The 17,810-nt window shown below is 60.8% G+C and carries 17 protein-coding genes; 4 read left to right on the top strand and 13 right to left on the bottom strand.

Features of this window, described 5'->3' with window-relative positions:
* Positions 1–119: 119 nt before the first annotated feature.
* The 5 genes from phnX to PMI35_RS29565 form a co-directional block, all read right to left on the bottom strand.
* Positions 120–947: a phosphonoacetaldehyde hydrolase gene (gene phnX, locus PMI35_RS29545; protein ID WP_008055042.1), complete on the bottom strand. Its 828-nt coding sequence runs from the start codon at positions 945–947 to the stop codon at positions 120–122.
* Positions 948–987: 40 nt separating this feature from the next.
* The gene (locus PMI35_RS29550; RefSeq protein WP_008055041.1) at positions 988–2,331 is read right to left on the bottom strand and encodes an MFS transporter; all 1,344 of its coding nucleotides are present in this window, start codon (positions 2,329–2,331) and stop codon (positions 988–990) included.
* A gap of 269 nt (positions 2,332–2,600) precedes the next feature.
* Entirely contained in the window at positions 2,601–3,767 is a 1,167-nt protein-coding gene (locus PMI35_RS29555) for a 2-aminoethylphosphonate--pyruvate transaminase (protein WP_008055039.1), read from the bottom strand.
* A gap of 238 nt (positions 3,768–4,005) precedes the next feature.
* Positions 4,006–5,397 (bottom strand): FAD-dependent oxidoreductase, encoded by a 1,392-nt coding sequence (locus tag PMI35_RS29560; RefSeq protein ID WP_008055037.1) that lies wholly within the window; start codon positions 5,395–5,397, stop codon positions 4,006–4,008.
* 51 nt (positions 5,398–5,448) lie between these two features.
* Entirely contained in the window at positions 5,449–5,799 is a 351-nt protein-coding gene (locus PMI35_RS29565; protein ID WP_008055036.1) for a RidA family protein, read from the bottom strand.
* Between the two features lie 135 nt (positions 5,800–5,934).
* On the opposite strand from PMI35_RS29565, the gene PMI35_RS29570 reads away from it, so the two are divergent.
* The 3 genes from PMI35_RS29570 to PMI35_RS29580 all read left to right on the top strand — a co-directional run bounded on the left by PMI35_RS29570 (position 5,935) and on the right by PMI35_RS29580 (position 8,032).
* Positions 5,935–6,810, top strand: a complete 876-nt coding sequence (locus PMI35_RS29570; RefSeq protein WP_008055035.1) for a LysR substrate-binding domain-containing protein — start codon at positions 5,935–5,937, stop codon at positions 6,808–6,810.
* 132 nt (positions 6,811–6,942) lie between these two features.
* A complete protein-coding gene (locus PMI35_RS29575; RefSeq protein ID WP_008055034.1) occupies positions 6,943–7,488 on the top strand; it encodes a chalcone isomerase family protein in 546 nt (181 codons plus the stop codon).
* Between the two features lie 19 nt (positions 7,489–7,507).
* Positions 7,508–8,032 (top strand): DUF3833 domain-containing protein, encoded by a 525-nt coding sequence (locus PMI35_RS29580; protein ID WP_008055032.1) that lies wholly within the window; start codon positions 7,508–7,510, stop codon positions 8,030–8,032.
* Position 8,033: 1 nt separating this feature from the next.
* On the opposite strand, the gene PMI35_RS29585 is transcribed toward PMI35_RS29580, so the two are convergent.
* From PMI35_RS29585 to PMI35_RS29615, 7 genes are all read right to left on the bottom strand, one after another.
* Entirely contained in the window at positions 8,034–8,531 is a 498-nt protein-coding gene (locus tag PMI35_RS29585; RefSeq protein WP_008055030.1) for a DUF2878 domain-containing protein, read from the bottom strand.
* 2 nt (positions 8,532–8,533) lie between these two features.
* On the bottom strand, positions 8,534–9,799 hold the full coding sequence (locus tag PMI35_RS29590; RefSeq protein WP_008055028.1) for an SAM-dependent methyltransferase: 1,266 nt from the start codon (positions 9,797–9,799) through the stop codon (positions 8,534–8,536).
* Positions 9,786–10,577, bottom strand: a complete 792-nt coding sequence (locus tag PMI35_RS29595; protein WP_008055027.1) for a DUF1365 domain-containing protein — start codon at positions 10,575–10,577, stop codon at positions 9,786–9,788. The genes PMI35_RS29590 and PMI35_RS29595 overlap by 14 nt, the downstream gene beginning before the upstream one ends.
* Positions 10,574–11,821 carry an NAD(P)/FAD-dependent oxidoreductase gene (locus PMI35_RS29600; protein WP_008055025.1) on the bottom strand — a complete coding sequence of 416 codons (1,248 nt, stop codon included), beginning with the start codon at positions 11,819–11,821 and terminating at the stop codon, positions 10,574–10,576. Before PMI35_RS29600 ends, PMI35_RS29595 begins: the two co-directional genes overlap by 4 nt.
* On the bottom strand, positions 11,818–12,579 hold the full coding sequence (locus PMI35_RS29605) for an SDR family NAD(P)-dependent oxidoreductase (RefSeq protein ID WP_008055024.1): 762 nt from the start codon (positions 12,577–12,579) through the stop codon (positions 11,818–11,820). The genes PMI35_RS29600 and PMI35_RS29605 overlap by 4 nt, the downstream gene beginning before the upstream one ends.
* Positions 12,576–12,998: a nuclear transport factor 2 family protein gene (locus tag PMI35_RS29610; RefSeq protein ID WP_032831286.1), complete on the bottom strand. Its 423-nt coding sequence runs from the start codon at positions 12,996–12,998 to the stop codon at positions 12,576–12,578. Before PMI35_RS29610 ends, PMI35_RS29605 begins: the two co-directional genes overlap by 4 nt.
* A 287-nt stretch (positions 12,999–13,285) precedes the next feature.
* Positions 13,286–14,227: a DMT family transporter gene (locus tag PMI35_RS29615; RefSeq protein ID WP_008055022.1), complete on the bottom strand. Its 942-nt coding sequence runs from the start codon at positions 14,225–14,227 to the stop codon at positions 13,286–13,288.
* A gap of 87 nt (positions 14,228–14,314) precedes the next feature.
* On the opposite strand from PMI35_RS29615, the gene PMI35_RS29620 reads away from it, so the two are divergent.
* On the top strand, positions 14,315–15,256 hold the full coding sequence (locus PMI35_RS29620; protein WP_008055021.1) for a LysR substrate-binding domain-containing protein: 942 nt from the start codon (positions 14,315–14,317) through the stop codon (positions 15,254–15,256).
* A 220-nt stretch (positions 15,257–15,476) separates the two neighbouring features.
* Here the strand turns inward: PMI35_RS29620 and PMI35_RS29625 are convergent, their stop codons facing one another.
* Entirely contained in the window at positions 15,477–17,777 is a 2,301-nt protein-coding gene (locus PMI35_RS29625) for an Ig-like domain-containing protein (RefSeq protein ID WP_008055020.1), read from the bottom strand.
* Positions 17,778–17,810 lie beyond the last annotated feature (33 nt).

Below are 17,810 nucleotides of genomic sequence, written 5' to 3'. Positions count from 1 at the left end.
AAACGATAGCGCCTTCAGTACCAGGATGGGCGTAGATCATGGTGGTGTTCTCTTGTTGTTTTTGGTCGTGACCGTCCTCGGGACGGCCACTGTCAGTTCGTTGCACAAGCCAGACAGGCTCAGCAGCCCTGAGGGGTTTCCCCACGGGCCAGACGCGCATTGATGTCCTCGATGACCGCCGGCAAATCGACGATGGTGTCGATCAGGTAGTGCGGGCGCGAACCTTCGAACATCTTGACGATGCGCGCGCGTTCCTCGGCCAGTTGCTCCAGGGATAAACGCTTGAACTCGTCATAGGTCAGGCCCAGCGCATTGCCGGAGCAGGTCAGCGCGACGGTCCACATGCCCGCGCTGCGCCCTTCGAGAATGCCTGGCCAGGTGTCATCGACCTTCACACAAGCGGCGACGTCGCTGATGCCCAGCGCGATGACGTTGGCCAAGGCTTGAGCCGGGTGCGGACGCCCATTGGGCACTTCGTCGGTCGCCACCACGTGGTCGGTGACATAGCCATTCTTGCGCGCCAGCTCCACGACTTTTTCCATGACCACGGCCGGGTAGCCGGAGCAAGAGCCGATTTTCAGACCCTTGTCGCGCAAGCCGTTGATGGTCTCCAGCGCGCCGGGAATCAGCGCCGAGTGCAGCGCGATCTTCTCGATCTGCAGCGGCATGAAGCGCTCGTAGAGGGCGGTGACATCATCGTCGGTTGGCAAGCGGCCGAAGACGGCATGGTAGCGGTCGGCAATCTGCGGCTCGTTGCACAGCGTGCGGATGTGGTCCCACTTGCCCATGCCCATCGGCCCGCGGGCTTCTTGCAGGGACACCGCGACGCCGAACTCGGCAAAGGCTTCGACGAAAATCTGCGTCGGTGCGAAAGAACCGAAATCCACGACGGTGCCCGCCCAGTCCAGAACCACGGCTTGCAATTGCGAAGGTTGTTTGTAATTCATGATGATTGCTCCAGTGATCAGTGTTTAAGGGGGGTCGGGTTCAGGAATTGGTGCCGAGGATGACCGGCTGTACGGGTGTCGAGGCCAACACCGTGTTTTCCACCGTTTTCGGGCGGCTGTTCCAGAATGGCACCAGCATGAGGCTGGCCAGCAGTGCGGCGCCGGTGAACACCAGGAACACGGTGATGGTGTCGAAGTAACCCGGCAGCAGGCCGCCGAGCACCGCACCCACCGAGCCACAGCCATTGACGAAGCCTGCCGCGGAGGCCGCGCCGTCCTTGCTGCCGAAGTCGATCGCCGCCGAGCCGCTGAGCATCGAGTCCGGCCCGTAGAGGGACAGGCCCATCATGAACAGCAGGCCGACCACGATGTAGAGGCTGCCGCTTTGCATGGCCGGAACGAACAGCGCAAGGCAGACAGTCAGGACCACCAGGCTCAGGACACAGACGGGGATGCGACGGGCGCCGAAGTACTTGTCCGAGGCGATACCGATGAGGATCGGGCCGATCAGGCCAGCCAGTTCAAACGAGGTGGGAACGATGGCGGAGGCCACCTTGCCGATCTCGGGCATGCGTTCGTAGATGATCACCGGCCCCCACAGGAGGATGGCGTAGCGCGCTGGCTTGAGCATGAAGTAGGCGAGGCCCAGCACCAGCACGGTTCGATTTTTCATCACCGTGCGTAAGCCGGCCCACATGCTTTCGCGCGGCACCACGACATTGCTGACGGGTTCGATTTCGATCTCGACCGGAGGAAGGCCGACGTCTTCCGGTTTGTTGCGTTGCAGGAAGAAGAACAGCACCGCCACCACCAGAACCACTACGGCGCTGCTGATGAATGCGAGGCGCCAGTCGTGGTAATGGTTGTAGGCCCACCAACCGGCAAACGGTGTGGCGACCAGGCCACCGAAGGCGTAGGAGGTGCTCCACAAACCCAGGACGCGGCCACGTTCGCCAGTGCTGAAGAAACTGCCGACGTTCTTGCACAGCCCCGACCAGCCGGTGGACTGGGCAAGGCCCTGGACCAGCATGCAGGAGGCGAAAATCGGCAGGGTGGCGTAGGTACCCATGAGCAACGCGGCCAACGCCGAGATGACCAGCCCGCTGAGGACCACGACCCTGGGACCGAAGCGGTCGGAGAAGTTGCCCCACAGGAACTGCCCCACGGCATAGGCCGTCAGGTAGAGGGCGTCGAGATTGGCCATCATGGCTTTTTCGAGCATGAAGTCCGGGTCTTCGCCAATGCCCAGTTTCGCGACGGAAAACGCCTTGCGGGTGAAGTAGAAAGCGGCATATGCCACCCAGGTAATCAGGAAAACTTGCACACGCCAACGCTGGAGCGATTTCCAGCCGGTTGCGAGAGGACTTGTAGCGTTCTTGTTCATGGTGTTCTGATCCCGTATGTGGTGCCAGACAGCGCAAAGTAATGGGTTTTGTTTTTGTTTTCGGTACAGAAAGTCAGTCCACGCACACGACATCGATGAGATGGCCGTGAGGTGGCATCCAGCTTTAAGCATTAACTTGACGCGGTCGCTGACGCTTGCCCGGCTGCGCCTGGTGCTCAGTCAGCGAGTCCATGTTGAAAAAAAGATCCCTGTCCAAAGGTGCTACCCATTGCACCCGTGCTCGAATGACAAAGACCTTTAAAGGGCGATCAGCCTGCCGGCAGATGCATGTCGACGTTCATCGCCACCAGACTGTCGGCGATGGCGCGCAGCAATTGATGGACGATGTACTCGTCGATCTGGCCGATGCAGCCGATACGAAAACTGTCGGCAACAGTGAGTTTGCCGGGATAGATGATGAACTGGCGGGCCTTGAGTTCGTCGTAGAAACGCTTGAACTCAAAGTTCGGATGTTCCGGGCTGAAGAACGTGGTGATGATCGGCGACAGCCAACGGTCTTCGAGCAACGTTTTGAAGCCAAGTTTGCGCATGCCTGCAACCAGTACATCGCGATTGCGCGTGTAGCGCGCCAGGCGGCCATGCACGCCACCTTCGGCAGCGTGTTGCTCCAGGGCCTTATGGAACGCCACGACGCTGTGGGTCGGCGGGGTGAAGCGCCATTGGCCGGTGCGCTCCATGTACACCCACTGCTCGTACAGATCCAGGCTCAACGAGTTGGCGCGGCCCTTGGCGGCCTCCAGTACTGAGCGGCGGATGATGACGAAACCGAACCCCGGGATACCCTCGATGCATTTGTTGGCAGAGGACACCACCACGTCGAACGCAATGTCATTGACCGTCAGGGGCACGGCGCCGAAGGAGCTCATGGCATCGATGATCAGGCTCTTGCCATGCGCCTTCACCACATCGGCGATTTCGCGCAGCGGGTTGAGAATGCCTGAGCTGGTTTCGCAATGGACGAGGAAGACGTTGGTGACGTCCGGATTGTCCCTGAGCAGGGCGTCGACTTCCTCGGGCTGCGGCGGCAGGTAATCGCCTTTGTCCAGGGTGATGAAGGCGCGACCGAGGTATTCCAGGGTCTTGGTGGCGCGTTGGCCGTAGGCGCCATTCATCAGCACCAGTGCCTTGCCGTCACGCGGGATGGCCGTGGCCAGGGCCGCTTCCACCGAGTAGCTGCCGCTGCCTTGCAACGGCACGCAGGCGAAGCTGTCATCCGTTACACCCGCCATGCCCAGCAGGTTCTGGCGAACCTCGGCCGTGACTTGATTGAAGGCAACGTCCCATGAGCCCCAGTCGCGCAACATGGCTTCCTTGGTGGCCCTGGACGTGGTCAATGGCCCTGGGGTCAGCAGGTAGGGTTCACCCAAGACTGGTGTAGCCAGTGCCTGCGGGGTCGGAAATTCAGCTTTGGTCATGATCTTCTCCGGCGGTGTTGTTTTTGTGGGGGAGTGATGCATGGAGTGATCAAAACACTTGCACAAAAATAACTGAAATCGATTTATCACATGTCACAAACAAGCTGGGCTTATAAGTTGAAATAGAGGCGCAGCGATGCACTTACGCCGAAATCAGACGGTTGAAACTCAGAAACCCCGCCTGGCAAGCGCCAGGCGGGGTTGATCATCAAACCGATATCGCAGATCTGTCGCTGCGCTAGGCCTTGTCCGACTTGCCGGCCGCCGCGGCGAATTTCGCCAGGCGCACATCCAGCCGACGGGGGCGCAGGTTGCGGTCCTCGGCATGCTCCTTGCGCCGGATGGCGTTGCGCACCATCAGCGAGCCCAGGTAGCGGATCGGTTCTGGCGGGAAGTGGCCGAGTGGACCTTGCACCAGCGGTGAGCGTGTCCAGGGATTGTCCACGCCCAGCACCAGCGACGAGAGAATTTGCCCTCCCATGTGACAGGGCCCGACGCCGCTGCCGGAATAGCCGAAGCCATAAAACACGTTGCCGCTTGCGCCCATGCGGCCGAAGAACGGCAGCCCGGTGACGGAGCGATCGGACGGGCCGTTCCAGGTGGCGGCAATGCCGACATCGGCAAAGTCCGGAAAGAACTCGCTCAGGGTATTGCGCAGTAACCCCTTGTAGGGCGAAGGCTGGTCAAACACCGGCAGGATGCGCCCGCCATAAGCGAAGGTATTGCCGCCTTTGCCGAGCATGATCCGGCCGTCCGGGGTGTTGTGGTAGTAGTGCACGAAGATGCGCGAGTCGAGCACGGTGACCCCGCTGGTCAGGCCGATTTTTTCGAGCAGGTCGGGACGTGGCTCGGTGATGATCATGTCGCTGGAGACAATCGCCACCGAGCGCGAAAACTCCGGAAAAGCTCGGGCCATCCAGGCGTTGATGGCCAAGACCACGCGCTTGGTCACGACGCGCCCGCCCGGCGTTTTGACGGTGGCCGGCAGCCCGTGTTCGAGGCCGGTCATTGGCGAACCCTCGTGGATTCGCACACCAAGTTCGAGGGCCACCCGGCGCAGGCCGCGCACCAGCTTGCCCGGTTGCACACTGGCCGCCGCGGGAGAGAACCAGCCTTCGACGTGCCGGGTTGAACCCGACATGCGTTGCACTTCAGGGAGCGCGCGCTTGCTGAAGGAATTGATGCCATGGCGCTCCAGCGCTGCGATCACCCCGTCCGTCGAGCCGACCTGGGCGCGGTTGGTCGCGGTGTAGAGCGTGCCATCGAGACGGTAGTCGGCGTCCATCGCGTATTTTTTGCAAAAGTCGCCGATGGCGTAAATGCTCTGTTCCGATTCCTTGACCAGGCGCACCGCCTCCTCGACGCCGAACAAGCGCTCCAGGGTGAAGAACTTGGCCGACCAGGACAGCGCACAGCCGCCGTTGCGTCCACTGGCACCGGCGCCGCAGATGTCCGCTTCGACGATGACCACGTCCAGCTCGGGGTTCTGTTCCTTGAGCATGATGGCGGTCCACAGACCGGTGTAACCGCCGCCGACGATGCAGACATCGGCCTGGGTGTCCTGGCGCAAGGGCGGGCAGGGCGTGTCGGATTGGCTTTTCAGGGCCTGGTCGAGCCAGTAGGGGCGCATGGGGTGTCTCCATCAGGGGATCGGGGTAGGGCGGTGGGATTGAGGAAGCGATCAGCCGCACGCAGCGACCACGATCATTTCCACGCGCCAACCGGGGTCGATCAGATTGGCCAGGGTGCAAGCGCGTGCGGGGGCGTGGCCTTCGGGGAAAAATTCGTCCCAGACCCTGTTCAGCCCTTCGTAGTCCTCGCGATGGGCCAGCAGGATGCGCACCGAAAGCACCCGGTTGCGGTGGCTGCCGGCACTGAGCAACAGCTGCTCGATCGCGCAAAGCACCTCGTGGGTCTGTGCCTCGATACCGCCGCTGAGGTCCGAGGCAACCTGGCCTCCGATGTAGAGGACGTTGTCATGCCGGACCATGTCCGAACGGCGTTTTACCGTGGCGAAACGTTCGATTTCCATTAGGCATTCCTGAGTGATTAGCGCTGCGGCTCAGCGGCTAAGGCATTTGCGAAATCCATCCTTGCAGTTCATTGTTCATAAATAAAATCGATTTATCGTATGCATGAATAAGTTGAAACTATAGGAAGGCCACCCATGACCATTTCCCATACCCAGCTCAAGGCTTTCCACGCCGTGGCCACCCATGGCAGTTTCACCCGCGCGGCCGAGCAGCTGTGCCTGTCCCAGCCGGCGGTGTCCGACCAGGTGCGCAAGCTCGAGGATTACTACGGTGTGATGGTGTTTTACCGTGACAAACGCCTGGTGCGCCTGACCGAAGTGGGCGAGCGCTTGTTCGGCCTGACCCAGCGCCTGTTCGACATCAGCGTCGATGCCCACGACATGTTGATGGACTACCGCACGCTGTCGACGGGCACCCTCAACCTGGCTGTGGACGCGCCGGTGCATGTACTGCCCTATGTCGCGCGCTTCTGTGCGCGATACCCGGGTGTGGATGTGAAAGTTGAAACGGCCAACACCGATGAGGTCCTGCAGCGGTTGTTCGGCCACCAGGCCGACATCGCCCTGCTGGGGCGCAATATCGAAGATGACCGGTTGCTCAAGCTGCCGCTGCGCAGCGACCCGATGCTCGCCTTCGTCGCCCATGACCATCCCTGGGCACAGCGAACATCCATCTGCCTCGCCGACCTGGACAACACGCCCCTGGTGTTGCGCGAGCAGGGCTCGGTGACGCGGCTATCCCTGGAAGAGGCGATGGCGACGGCGGGCTTGCGCGTTCGCAAGGCCATCGAGGTGGAGGGGCGTGAAGCGGCGCGCGAGGCCGTGGCCATCGGCATGGGTGTGGGCGTCGTCTCGGCGGCCGAGCTCGGTTCGGATTCGCGCATTCGCGGATTGCCGATCGTCGATTGCCAGCATCGCTTCACCGAAACCCTGGTTTGCCTTCGGGCGCAGAGTTCCCGACGCATCCTGACGACCTTCTTTGACATTGTCAGGGAGGTGGCGGGGGAGTGATTTGCATAAGTGCTTGAGTTCGTCGGTGACCGCCTTCCAACACAGACCGCACTTAGGGGTATTAGCTGTACAAAATTATAATTTGGTATAGCTTTTAAAGGTCCCTTGAGGCGCATCGAGGCCTTTGCACGTATGAAGACAGACCGCTTTATCCGCCACGCGGTCTGTCTTGTTCTGATGCTCCAGAGTCCAGGACTGTTGGCTGATTGGCGCGAGGCCCTGCCCGATGCGCGTCGGATGGGGGGCGGGGAGATGCGCGTATTCGGTTTCTCCATCTACAGCGCGCAATTGTGGAGCCCGCGCCTGCTTGCCGGTAATCCGCCAGGCGCGGATGTGCCGTTTGCGCTGGAGCTGACCTACCGTCGCTCGATCAGTCGCGAGGATCTGGTCGAGGCCAGCATCAAGGAAATGCGGCGCCTGTCGCCCACCCCGCCGAATTCGCAACTGATGGCCCGTTGGGAGCGCGAGATGCAGAAGGCGTTTGTCGATGTGCGCGCCGGTGACCGCATCACAGGCGTCTATTTGCCCCGAGAGGGCGCACGTTTTTACGTCGCAGAGACTCTGCGGCATGTGGTGAGGGATGAGGCGTTCGCCGAAGCCTTTTTCGCCATCTGGCTTGACCCCCGAACCCGCGATCCGCAGCTACGCGCCCAATTGCTGGGCACCCCGAAACCCTGAAACCGTTGAGGATCTGCGCATGTTGAGGATATGGCTACTGTTGCTGTGCATCGGCCTTGCAAGTTGCAGCCGGGTGGATGTGCAGACCTACAGCCAGGAATCGCCCAAGCTTGATTTGCGCGAATTTTTCGAGGGGCGGGTTGAAGCCTGGGGCATGTTTCAGAAGCGCTCAGGCGAGGTCACCAAACGCTTCCACGTAGAGGTCATCGGCCACTCCGAAGGTAACCGGCTGATCCTCGACGAGTCATTTACGTACAGCGACGGTACTCGGCAAAAACGGGTGTGGACGTTAACCCCGGCCGGACCTGGCCAATGGCGTGGAACCGCTGGCGACGTGGTGGGCGAGGCGCGTGGTGAGGTGGCAGGTAATGCGTTGCGCTGGAGCTATGTGCTGAGGTTGCCGGTGGATGGCAAGGAGTATGAGGTTCATCTGGACGACTGGATGTACTTGATGGACAAGAACACCCTGATCAATCGCTCGTTCATGACCAAGTTCGATGTGGAGGTTGGCCAGATCACCTTGTTCTTTCGCAAGCAGTCTTGAGTCAACGAGCAGGCTGTCCGGCCATCCAGTGCAATGCCGGCATCAACATCGCCCAAATCAATGCGAGTATCAGAATGCTGGGCCAAACACCCAGCGGTAGCTCCACGTCTGCCAGGCTGGCGCCCCCCCAGTAGGAGAGAGGCCCGCCAGTAGCCCCCAGTAGGCTACCCACCCACCAGGGACGCGCTGTCCAGCTCAGGCTGTGACGCAAAGTGCTGGCGAAAAGTACCCAGAGTATTGCCAGCCAGAGCGGCAAAATGAGCGCGGCACCGGGAAACCGGAATACCCCGAGGTGCAATAGAGCACTGTCCAGGACCCAGCCGCAGGCGGACACCTTGAGCAGACAACGCCACTCCTCAGGGGTGTTGGAAATCCATAGCAGGTGTATGGCCAGGCAGGTCATTGCAATCAGCAACAGCCACGGCCGTTGCGCCCCCAGCACGCAGGCGAACCAACCGATCTGGAAAAGCCCTGCGTTGAGCAACAACCGGCCTCGCACGCTCACGCCTCCAGGCCGAACGGCTGCGGCCGTGCCCCGGGTTTGGCGAGTAAAAGGTGCGCAGTGCCGATGCTTCGTTCCAGAAAGCCGCCCTCGCAGTAGCACAGGTAAAATTCCCACAGGCGGAAAAATGCCTGGTCGTAGCCCAACGCTTCCAGGTTGTGTCGACTGCGCCTCAGGTTGTCGTGCCACAGGCGAAGCGTGCGTGCGTAATGCAGGCCGAAATCTTCCATGTGATGAAGGTTCAGGTCGGTGTCGCGACTGATGGTGTGCAGCAGGGTGCTCACCGAAGGCAAGGCGCCTCCCGGGAAGATATAGCGTTGGATGAAGTCGACGGTTTTTTTCGCCTGCTCGTAGCGCTGGTCTCGAATGGTGATGACCTGCAACAGCATGAGCCCGTGGTCCTTGAGCAGGTGGGCGCACTGTTTGAAGTAGGTGGGCAGGAAGCGGTGGCCGACGGCCTCGACCATCTCGATCGACACCAGCTTGTCGTATTTGCCCGTCAGGTCACGATAGTCCTGCAGCAGCAGGGTGATGCGATCTTCCAGGGACTGTTCTTCGATCAGGCGCCGGGCGTAGGCAAACTGCTCACGCGACAGCGTGGTGGTCGTGACTTTGCAGCCGTAGCGGGTGGCCGCATAAATGGCCATGGCGCCCCAGCCCGTGCCGATCTCCAGCAGGTGGTCACCGGGTTTGAGATCGAGCTTTTGGCAGATGCGCTCCAGCTTGTACATCTGAGCTTGTTCGAGGCTATCGCTGTTGGAGCGGAACATGGCTGCCGAGTACATCATGCTGGGGTCCAGCAGTTGTTCAAACAGCGCATTGCCCAGGTCGTAGTGCGCGCGAATGTTGCGCTGCGAGCCTTGGCGGGTGTTGCGGTTGAGCCAGTGCAGTGCTTTTACCAGTGGACGGCGTAGACGTGCCAGGCCACGCTCCATTCCATCCAGCACGTCGAGGTTGGCAACGAATACCCGGACCACGGCCGTCAGGTCGGGGCTGCTCCAGTACCCATGGATATAGGCCTCGCCAGCGCCAATTGAGCCATTCACCGCCAGCATTGGCCAGAGCGCCGCATTGTGCACTTCGATTTCGCCATGGGGTGCCGCACCAGGCTGGCCGAAGCTCAGTGGCTCACCGTCGACGATGATCACCAGATGCCCGTGGCGCAGCTGCGCCAGTTGACGCAAGACGCCTTTCTTCAGCATACGGGCGCCTATCCCGTTGGCAGCAGCGCCACACGTTATCGGGGTCAGGCTAGGGTTCGTCATGGCGAGACTCCAGGTTCGCGGTGCGGTATTCACCGGCGGCGGCTTTGTGGGAGAACAGCGGCAGACGCTTGAGCAGCAGACGCAGGGCCTGCGAGTAAATGCCGAGCAGGGTCTTGCCGGTCATCCAGGGAAAGTCCAGAAGGTGGCGATGCAGGCTTTGGCGCGTCAGTTCGACACGCTCCAGGCCCAGGCCGGCTTCAAATATTTTTTGCTCACCCTGCCAATCCTGCATGGTCACGTGCAGCGTTTGCCCGGGAGCGGAAAAGCGCATGCGGTACTCCAGGTCTCGAGGCAGGAAGGGCGAGACGTGAAAGCCCTTGGCGACCCTGTGGCATGACTCACCGGTTGCCTGGGTCGGCAGTACGTAGTGGTAACGCTCGCGCCAGGGGGTATTGCTGACTTCGCAGAGAATGGCGGCCAGGCTGCCGTCGGGCTCGAAGCAATAAAACAGGCTGATTGGATTAAAAGACAGACCCCAGCTGCGCGGCTGGGTGAGCAGGCAGATGCCTCCCTGCGGCGCGTGGCCAAGGGCCTGTTCCACGCGCTGGCGCACTGCATCGCTCAGGGTCATGCCCTGACGCGTTGCTAGCGGCAGGTAATCAGTTTCGCGGAAGGCGAAGGCGGCCCAGCGCGAATGTCCGGCGAGCCAGGATAAGCCCAGCACCTGCGGTTGTTCCGCCAGGTCGAGGTAGAGCATACCCATGCGGTAGCGAAACCCATGGGCGCGCGGCAGCAGCCGTCGGTGGCTGACCCAGCCGCGGTACAACGCGCTGTTCACAACTGTTCTCCGAAAGCGGCTGCCACTCGCAAGGCGCTGACCACGCCATCCTCGTGGAAACCGTTGGCCCAGTAGGCGCCGCAGTAATAGCTGAACCGGGCACCCTGTAATTCTTGCCAGCGTGCCTGTGCGACCAGGCCTGCCTGGCTGTATTGCGGATGGGCGTAGCGCAAGCGCTTGAGGATTTTGCCCGGGTCAATGGCCGCAGTCTGGTTCAGGCTGACGCAAAAGGTGGTGTTGCTCGAAAGCCCCTGGAGGATATTCATGTTGTAGGTGACAGCGGCCAGCTGCCGGGCCGAGCCGCCGAGGCGGTAATTCCAGCTCGCCCACGCTCGGCGACGGTTCGGCAACAGGCGGGTATCGCTGTGCAGCACCACATCGTTGTCGGCGTAATGCAGTGCGCCGAGTATCTCCCGCTCGGCCTGGCTGGGAGCGGCCAGCAGCCGTAACGCCTGGTCGCTGTGACAGGCGAACACGACGTTGTCAAAACGCGTGCTGCCTGTCGCACAGTGCAGGGTGACCCCACCCACGTCACGCTCCACCCGATATACCGGGCAATTGAAGTGGATTCGCTCGACAAAGCCTTCGCTCAGCGCGGCTACGTAACGACGCGAACCGCCGCTGACCACACGCCATTGCGGCCGATGGGTGACTGACAGGAGCCCGTGATTTTTGCAAAAGCGCACGAAGAATTGCAGCGGAAAACGCTGCATGTCGCCCAGTGACATCGACCAGATAGCCGACCCCATGGGCACTATGTAATGTTCGATAAAACGCTGGCCGTAGCCGTTTTGCCGCAGATAGTCTCCCAGCGTGGTGTCGGCGGTTATGCGCTGTTCGTCGAGGTCACGCAGGGCTTGGCGATTGAAGCGCAGAATCTCGCGCAACATGCCCCAGAATCCGGGTGAAAGCAGATTGCGCCGCTGGGCAAACACCTGGTTGAGGTTGCCGCCATTGTATTCGAGGCCGGTCTGCGGATCCCGAACCGAGAAGCTCATCTCGGTGGGTTGCGAGGCCACGCCGAGTTGATCCAGCAGACGGATGAAATTGGGATAGGTCCAGTCGTTGAAGACGATAAAACCTGTATCGATGGCATGGCGTTCGCCCTGAACCTCAACGTCAACGGTATGGCTATGGCCACCGATCCAGTCACTGGCCTCGAATACCGTGACATCGTGCCGACGGTTGAGCAGGTGGGCGCAGGTCAGGCCGGAAATGCCGCTGCCGATGATGGCGATTTTCATGATGGCTCTTGCGTGACCGGACGCGCCATGCGTCTGCCCAGCGTCAGTTGCAGGCGTTGAGGCAATAAGGCCAGTGCGCGCAGGGCGGCAATGAATGGCCCGGGAAAGGCAATTTCCAGGGGTCGTTTTTCCAGTCGGGTGGCGATGTAGACGGCAGCTTTGCCGACCGGCCAACGCATCGGCATCGGAAAATCGTTCTGTCGCGTGAGTGGCGTATCGACGAAGCCCGGGCTGACGAGCGTGACGTCGATACCCTCGTGTGCCAGGTCGATGCGCAACGATTGAAACAGGTAACGCATTGCCGCCTTGGAGGCGCCGTACGCTTCGGCGCGCGGTAACGGCAGGTAGGTCACCGAGCTGCACACGGCCACCAGATGCGGCCGCGCAGCCTTGCGCAACAGCGGTAGGGCAGCTTCCACGCAATAGGCGGCGGAAAACAGATTGGCCCGCATCACACGTTCGATCATGTAGGCTTCAAAGGCGCCTGAGTCCACATACTCGCAGGTGCCAGCGTTGAGGATGACCTGGTCCAGGTGGCCCCAGGCTTGCCCGATTCGCTCACCCATGGCTTGAACTACGCCTGGCTCGGTCAGGTCGCCGGGCAAAAGCAGTACCTGCTGCGGATAACCCCCGTGTAGTTTTTCCAGGGCCTCTGCATTGCGGGCGCTGACAGCCAGGAAATGACCTTGGGTCAACAGGATCTCCGCCAGGGCGGCACCTATGCCGCTGCTGGCTCCGGTGAGCCAGATGCGTTTCATGCCAACCTCCCTTTCAGCCAGCCAATCGCGGTGCCCATCAGGGGCAAGTGCTCATAGAGCAGGGCGCCTGCATCAAAGTAGTCGCGATGCTGATACACCTTTTCGTGCCACAGCAGGTACGAACAGCCAACGACCTCTATGGGTTGGCCATGGTGCAAGCGGGGATGGCGATAATGCAGGGTCCAGCGTAGGTAACCGACGCCGTCCTGCACCTGGTCATGGCCGTGGAACGTGAAGCCAAGCTCGCTGACGTTGGCGTATAGCTCAGTGAAGTATTCCTGCAGCGCTGGCAGGCCCTGGATCTCATGGAGCGGATCACTGAAGCGTACGTCGTGACTGTACAGCTGCTCGAGCCTGTGCAGATTGCTGCCGTCCAGCGCTGCAAATTCGCTGGCGAAACATCGCAAGAAATCAGCCACGTCGTGTCTCCATTGCTGGCAGGCATGGAATTTCCCCTGTTTCTTTTTCTTGTACAGGTACATGAGTTTTGTATAGCTATTTGAAGGATAGGATGCGGCCTGTACAAGTCAATTTTTTTGTACAACTATTTCCAAGGTGGGCGGGTCAAGAGTGGTTCTGCGCATTCCTTGTTGGGCATGATCGATGAGATGGATCAGGGTGTTGGAGGGGCTGAAAAGGGAGGGCTGAAAAGGGAGGGCTGAAAAGGGTGCGGAGCTATTTAGACTGTGGGATTTGCCTGCAGCGGCTACGGTTCTGCATGTTTCACCGGGACCACGCGGTGACGCTTCGCCGCCCAGACCACGCCACCCACCAGCAACACGATCGAGGTAACCTCCATCAAACCAGGCACCCGCTGGCTGAACAGAAAACCGTAGACACAGGCAAACAGCGTTTCGAACACGATCATCTGCCCGCTCAACGACGTGGCCATTCGACGCGAGCAGGCATTCCACAGCCCGTTGGCCAGCCACGAACCACACAGTGCAAGGAACAGGCAGACCCACAGCAACGCCATCCAGCGGCTGCTTTCAACCTGAGCCGGTACCAGGTTGGGGAACAACATCAAGGCAGCGATGCCGAACACGACTGCCACGATGCCCGTCACGATGCCCAGCAGTGTCGACCATTCGCTACTGTTGAAATGGCTTTGCTTGAGATAACGGGCATTGTGGGTGGCGTACCACGACCAGCAGACCACACCGCTGAAGCCGCAGGCCAGGCCCAGCAACTGGGAAGACAGTGACGTACCCGCCGCCCGCGCGCCTGAGTGCTCCAGACTGACCGATACGATGCCCAGGAATACCAGCAACAGGGGCAGCTTGAGCTTTGTCAGGGGCAGGGACCCCGCATCGCCACGCCCCAGAAAGGTAATGGCAACCGGCATCATGCCGTTGATCAGGGCCGCCGCCGTCACCCCGCTCAGTTGTACGGAAGCGCCCAACAGCGCGTAGTTCAGGACATTACCGGTCAATGACAAACGCAGCAGTATAAAGACATCCTTGCGCGTCAAACGGGCGAGCAGGCGCGATGCAATGGGCAAAGCCACGAGAAGCGAGATCAGCCCATAGAGGGTAAACCGCACACTGCTGATCAGCACGGCGTTGAATTCGGGCAGCAACGAAGGGCCGATAATCACTCCACCCCAAATGGCACCTGCCAATATCGCAAATACAATCCCACTGTTCATCTTCTCGGCTCTGACAGGCTGTTTAGCGGCATTCTAGCCATGCTATATAAGCGCCACCTGCGATAAAAAGTGGGTCACCCATTCCGCATGGGAATGTCGGTGTGCAGTCACCAAGCCTGGAGAATCCTCATCAACCGTTACCTGCGTACCTTGCCCCCCTTGGAGACCCTGATCACGTTCGAGGCTGTGGGACGCCACAAAAGCTTCACGGGGGCCGCTGGCGAAATGTTTCTGACCCAGAGCGCCGTGAGCAAACAGATGCGCCTGCTCGAGGACGGCATGGGCGTTGCGCTGTTCGAGCGCAAACCGCGGGGTGTCACCTTGACCGGCGCCGGCGAGGAGCTGCTGATGACGGTCAACATGCTGCTCACCACGATGTACCAAAGCGTCACGCGAATTCGCAATGTGCATCAATCCAACGCCGTCTCGGTGCTGGCGACCCATGCCCTGGCCCAGTTCTGGTTGTTCCCCAAGTTGATCGAATTCAACAAGGCCTACCCCGACATCGCCGTGCACGTGCATGCGATCAACGAGTTCGACGAGGCCAGCCTGAATGATTTTGACGTGGGCATTCTCTACGGTTCTGGCGAATGGCCCTCGCTGGACAGCGATTTCCTGCTGCCGGAAATCGTCTATGCCGTGGCGCATCCTTCACTGGATGTCTCGGCGGTCAAGACGCTGGAGCAGTTGGCGCAAGCCAACCTGGTGCAGATCGACACCTGCGCCTGGCAATGCCTGGACTGGCGCCAATGGTTTGGCCACTTTGGCATCGACTATGTAGCGCGGGACAAAGCCCCGGTCTTCAACCAGCTGACATTGGCCTATCGCGCCGTTCAGCAAGGCATGGGCATCGGCCTGGCGTGGACGTTCATGGCGGATGAGGCGCTGGCCAAGGGAGAACTGCAGCGGGTGACACCTTTTGAATGCGTGACAGGCAATGGTGAATTCCTTGTGTCGCTCAAGCATCGCAAGCGCTCTGCTTCTGCCGAGATCTTTTGCCAGTGGCTTTTGGGGTCGATGGGCGACTGAGCAATCGGAGAAGGTGAGGCTGGCCGAGCTTCGCCACCTTAGTAGCGCATTCCGGGGGAAGCACTACGGCAGGCAGGTTTCCGAGGGTGGCTACTTAGCTGCCTGGCCACTCATTGAGAGTGGCTTGCGAGTGATCCACCAGGTCGGTTCCTTTCAGATTCGAATCAAGACGCTTTCATTGGGTGCGCCCCACCTCCGGTGACGAAGGTGGGGCGAGTCGCTACTGGACCACCAACGGTGCCGTGCGCACGGTTCCAAGCGATGATCGGATCGTGACCGTTGGGTTGGCGCTGGGCACTACGGTCGTGGTGGTCGCCGACAGCCGCCAGCGGCCGGTGACCGGCACTGTAGTGCTGCCCAACGTAACCAGGCCACTGGCAGTGGAGACCTGAACGGTGATGGTGTTTCCGACCACGGCCGAGGTTGTCCCAGACAGGTCCCAGGTGAAGCGGTCGTTGGCGCGCGCCCGTGCCACGGCGGAGGTCAGCACCAAGTTCTCCTGCGTTACCAAGGGTGTGACTTGCACGGTGACGGTGGCCGGTGCCGAAAGTGCTCCGAGCGAATCCCGGACCTGATAGGTGAAGGTGGTGGAAAAGGCACTCGTGATGTTCTGCGGTGCGGTGTAGGTCACCACCGTGCCGTCGGTACTGACACTGCCCTGGCCAGCCGCCGGCTGGGTGAGGATGATGACGCTCAAGGGGGCGTTGCCTTCGGGGTCGGCGTCGTTGAGCAATACGTTGAGCGTCAGCGTTCCACCTTGGGTGGCTGCGGTGTCGTTATTGGCGACAGGTGCCTGGTTCGGGCTCACGTTGACCGTGACCGTTGCTGGCTCCGATGCGAGGCCTTTGTTGTCGAGGGCGATGTAGCTGAAGGTCGCCTGCAGCGGGACATTGGTCGCCGGTGGCGTGTAGGTCAGGCTGGTGGTGCCATTGAGCGTCACCGTACCCTGGCCTGCCGCCGGCGGTACGAAGCTGCCGATGGTCAGCGGAGTGTTGTTGTCGGGATCGCTGTCATTGGCCAGCACGTTGATGGTGATCGGTACGCCCGAACTGGTGCTGATGTTATCCGCCACGGCCAGGGGTTTTTCGTTGTCGGCAGGGACTTCGACGATGCCGGTAACGGTCACAGGCTCACTGTCCGCTCCGCCAGCAGCCGATTTCACGGTGACGCTTTCCGGTGGCTGGGTCAGATCATTGACCACCAGCGTTCCATCTACTGGCAGAGGACCGTATCCCTGGGCGACGAGGCCGGGATTGAGGACCTTGTCGCTGGAACTCGCGGTGATGGTCAGGCGGTGATTGGCCGGGTCGTATCGAGCCGTACTGACTTTCACCACATCGACTGGCGTACGTGATACCGAGGTGGGTTTGTTCGCGCCACCCAATTCGCTTGCTGTCAGCACCACCACTGATGGCGGGGCAGCGGGTGTCGTAAAGTGGGTGTAGAAATAGCCGTTGTTATCCGTCAACAAATTCGCGCCAGGCAGGCACGGTCCCGGTGGCGTACCGGTGAGGATGAGAGTGGTGCGGTAACACACTGTCGATGCAGCCGGCGCCACTGCCTGGGTACTGTTGTTGGTACGGAACGAGTCGGCAAATATTTCGACCTGCGAGCCGTTGCTGTCACGCTGGTAGGTGACGCGCTCCACCTCCACCGGCGTCTGGGTACGGTCGTCGTAGATCTTGCCTGAGATCGAGAGCAGATTGGTGCGCAGTGTGCCCGCAGGACCTGAGATCTCCACATAGTTCTGCGGGTTGCCCTGTTCATCAAGGATCGGGCTACCGCGCACCTGGTCAGGGATGTTCGGGTCGCCGACGAATTTTTCCTGCAGGCCGGTTTCCGGGTTGGTTTCGGTGAAGTAGCGGGCGATCTCCGTACCGGCTTCATTGGTCAGGCTGTTGGGGGCGGTCGCGCTGTACAGGAACGGCCCGAGTGCTCCTTGCAAGGCGCCCGAGTAATTGAGCGTGGCGATGCCGATATCACTGGTGTCGTTGATCGCCCGTCGCCCGGTCGTGGAGACGACGTACACCTTGGTCCCGTACGGATGGCGCACGGTGTACATGCCCGCGGTGGGAACGGCGGCGCGGATACGGATGCGGGCGAAGTTGTGCTGTTCCCCATCGACGATCTCGCCTTCGCCGGCCACCGCTTCCAGTGCGGCGACGTACTGCTCGATGCCGTAGGTTCTGTCGCCGACGCTGGCGTCAGCGGTGAACCAGAAGCTTTCGCCTGGCCAGTTATTGGGAAAGATGATGGGCTCGGCGGGATTGAAGCCGCCTTCGGCGGGAATGGTACACATGTAGCCGGGGGCGTCAGGGGTGCCCGGTGCGCGGGAGCTGACTGTCTTGGACAGGCAGAGCTCCAGCTTCACGCTGTTGAAGTCCTGATACCACATCGGGAACCGGCCGGTGGCGAGGGTGTAGGGTCCCGGATCGAAACTCTGCAGGGCGGCGCTGGCACCGCCTGCCATGGCGATGGACAGGCTCAGTGTGTTGAATATGAAACGTGGCCACTTGTTCATGTTACCTCCTGGCTCTTGATCCGAATTCGGATG

The organism is Pseudomonas sp. GM78, assembly GCF_000282475.1.
Lineage (GTDB): Bacteria > Pseudomonadota > Gammaproteobacteria > Pseudomonadales > Pseudomonadaceae > Aquipseudomonas.
This window is presented reverse-complemented; position numbering and strand designations above follow the sequence as displayed.